This window comes from Oleiphilus sp. HI0079, from assembly GCF_001635105.1.
This window is the reverse complement of sequence record NZ_LWFT01000671.1, coordinates 1-2,517: the sequence shown is the minus strand read 5'-3', so window position 1 is coordinate 2,517 and position 2,517 is coordinate 1. Positions and strand designations below refer to the sequence as shown.

Annotated in this window: 2 protein-coding genes and 2 tRNA genes; all 4 read right to left on the bottom strand. The window is 43.6% G+C overall.

Going from position 1 to position 2,517, the window contains the following annotated elements; genetic code table 11:
* The coding region (locus tag A3750_RS12155) for a hypothetical protein (RefSeq protein WP_156498552.1) at positions 1-583 on the bottom strand (583 nt) is incomplete at its 3' end.
* Positions 576-1,823, bottom strand: a complete 1,248-nt coding sequence (locus A3750_RS12150; protein WP_068548310.1) for an integrase arm-type DNA-binding domain-containing protein — start codon at positions 1,821-1,823, stop codon at positions 576-578. The genes A3750_RS12150 and A3750_RS12155, both read right to left, overlap by 8 nt.
* Positions 1,824-2,175: 352 nt before the next feature.
* Positions 2,176-2,263, bottom strand: a tRNA-Leu gene (locus A3750_RS12145).
* A gap of 26 nt (positions 2,264-2,289) precedes the next feature.
* A tRNA-Cys gene (locus A3750_RS12140) sits at positions 2,290-2,363 on the bottom strand.
* Between the last annotated feature and the right edge of the window lie 154 nt (positions 2,364-2,517).

Sequence of the window (2,517 nt, the reverse complement as noted above, 5' to 3'; positions counted from 1 at the left end):
GAAAACTTTTTGCACTGCCCTGCTCTCCCACAATCTCAAGCAAACAATATTCTGTATCTGCTTTCAAAACATCCAGAATGAATACTATGATCAAATCTCTGTATTTTTTATCGACGGGAGCATATTTCCATAGTTCATCAATGGAACCTCCCTCTTTTGGAACTGGCAAAGCTTCCATAGTACTGAGCCGCTTGAATACAAATGGACAATCGTCAACAAATTTATATCCAGTACCATCAGTCATTATTTCGATAACCTGCCTCTGATCATTGCAGAGGTCTACGAAATATCGTCCATTCTCAGCGGCCACACGCAGAGCCAATTTGCGGGTCTTAGCGTACATGGCCATGATCTTGAATACTGTTAATAACTCGCGTACCTCGTCGTGCGAAGGCAATGCTCCATACTCGTCATAATATCGAAACTCTAAATACTCCCTAAAGCTCTTAGATTCGATTAGAAATAGCTCCTGCGTATTTTTGGACGGTATCATGCACAGTGCGTAGTCCTTTCCATCATCGCCTTTGAATACTTCAACATCTGCTTTCAGCTTATCTATAAAATCTTGACTTCTCTTACCCATTTCCTACCCTCCAATCATCAAGTGAAACAACAGCCATATCCCCCAGAGATGCAGACTGAATATGTTTTCCCCACCATGCCATTAACTCCCTTCTTTCGACCTCATACTTCGCTCTGTTGTAGGCTGCCTTAACCTCATTATTTTCTGCGTGTGCTAACGATTGCTCGATAACTTCTGATCGAAATTTTCCACTCTCATACAACGTTGTACTGGACAATGCTCGCATCCCATGAGCCACCATTCGATCTTTGTAGCCCATACGTTTTAACGCGGTGTTCGCGGCTTCGCTGTTCACATGGGTTCTAGGGTTTCTATAGCCCGGAAAGAGATATTCACGATTAGTGTTTAGGTCTTTGATTTCTCGTAACAGAGCGATTACCTCATCACTCAGATAAACTGTATGCTCTTTCTTCATTTTCATTTTTTCTGCCGGAATTACCCACTCACGGCTCTCTATGTCAATCTCATCCCAACGTGCTGTTGCGGCTTCTTTTGGGCGAGTCATGGTATGTAATTGCCATAGTATTAACAGACGGGTTAGTGGCCTGATGTTGGCGTTCGAAAGTGTTTCTAGAAAATCTGGCAATTCCTTGCAGGGTATCGTCGGCGAATGCCGCACATTAGGGCTTGGGAATAACTTGGAAATGTCGGCCAGATGGTTAAATGGAATGATTCTACGAATAAATGCATAGCGCATTACTTCGTTGATAAAAGTACTTAGACGTTTGACCGTCTCCAGTTTGCCTTCATTCACCAGAGGTCTAAGAGTTAGCTCAACATCTCTGACATCAATTTTACTTAAAGGTATATCACCAAGCTTTGCCAAGAGATGTTTGTCAAAACGCAACTGCATCGTGTCAGCGGTTTCTTTTTTGACTTTCAAGCGCTTGGATTCAATTAGCTCATTAGCCACAACAGCTAAGGTATTCTTTCGTTCTTTTAGATTCTCCCTTTTCTGCTCTTCTCGGTGAGCCTTAGGGTCGATATCTTGTGCTAACAAAGACCTGCAATTTGCAGCCTCTAATCGCGCACCGGCCAGAGTTAGATCAGGATATCGCCCCAAACTCATATTGGCTCGACGCCCGCAGAATGGTCTTGCATATACAAGCTGCCACCACTTGGTCCCTGTTGGTTCATGCTTCAGATAAAGGCCATTTCCGTCAGCATAAGCCTTTACTTTCTCTTTTGGTTTCAGACTATTAATCTTCGTGTTTGTTAGGGGAACTACACCTCTTGCCATCACATACCTCAATCAATTTAATGAACACAGGTAGCAATGCTAACGCCAAAACATAGCTATAAAAACAGCCATAAAAACGCTCAACCAACTGATATAAAAGGATATTTTTACCCATAAAGCACCATGATATGGCATGAAACACCACAGAAAAAATTGTGAACTTTTGTGAAATTTATTTTTCCGAGAACGGCTTTTTCCGATATACCCCGAAGTGCCTTCGCATTACTTCTGACGTAACTAAAACGCTGGGCTGGTATGGAATGCTATGGAGTCATATGACTACTGAATAAGGACTAACTAACTGATAAATATCAATAACTGGGGTCTTATGGAGGTATATGAAAGAGTTAAATGGTGCCGAGGGCCGGAATCGAACCGGCACGGCCTATTCGGCCGGCAGATTTTAAGTCTGCTGTGTCTACCAATTTCACCACCCCGGCAGGAGTGCTCACCAACGGTGAGAAAATGGAGGCGCGAGCCGGAGTCGAACCGGCCTACGTGGATTTGCAATCCAGTGCATAACCGCTTTGCTATCGCGCCATCTTGTGCAAGGTGTTTAAGTGCCTTCGATGAACATGGATTGCTACATCCAGTGCACTCTTTACCTTTGGTCGTACTATCGTACTCAGCGCTTTGCTATCGCGCCATCTTGTGCAAGGTGTTTAAGTGCCTTCGATGAACATGGATTGCTACA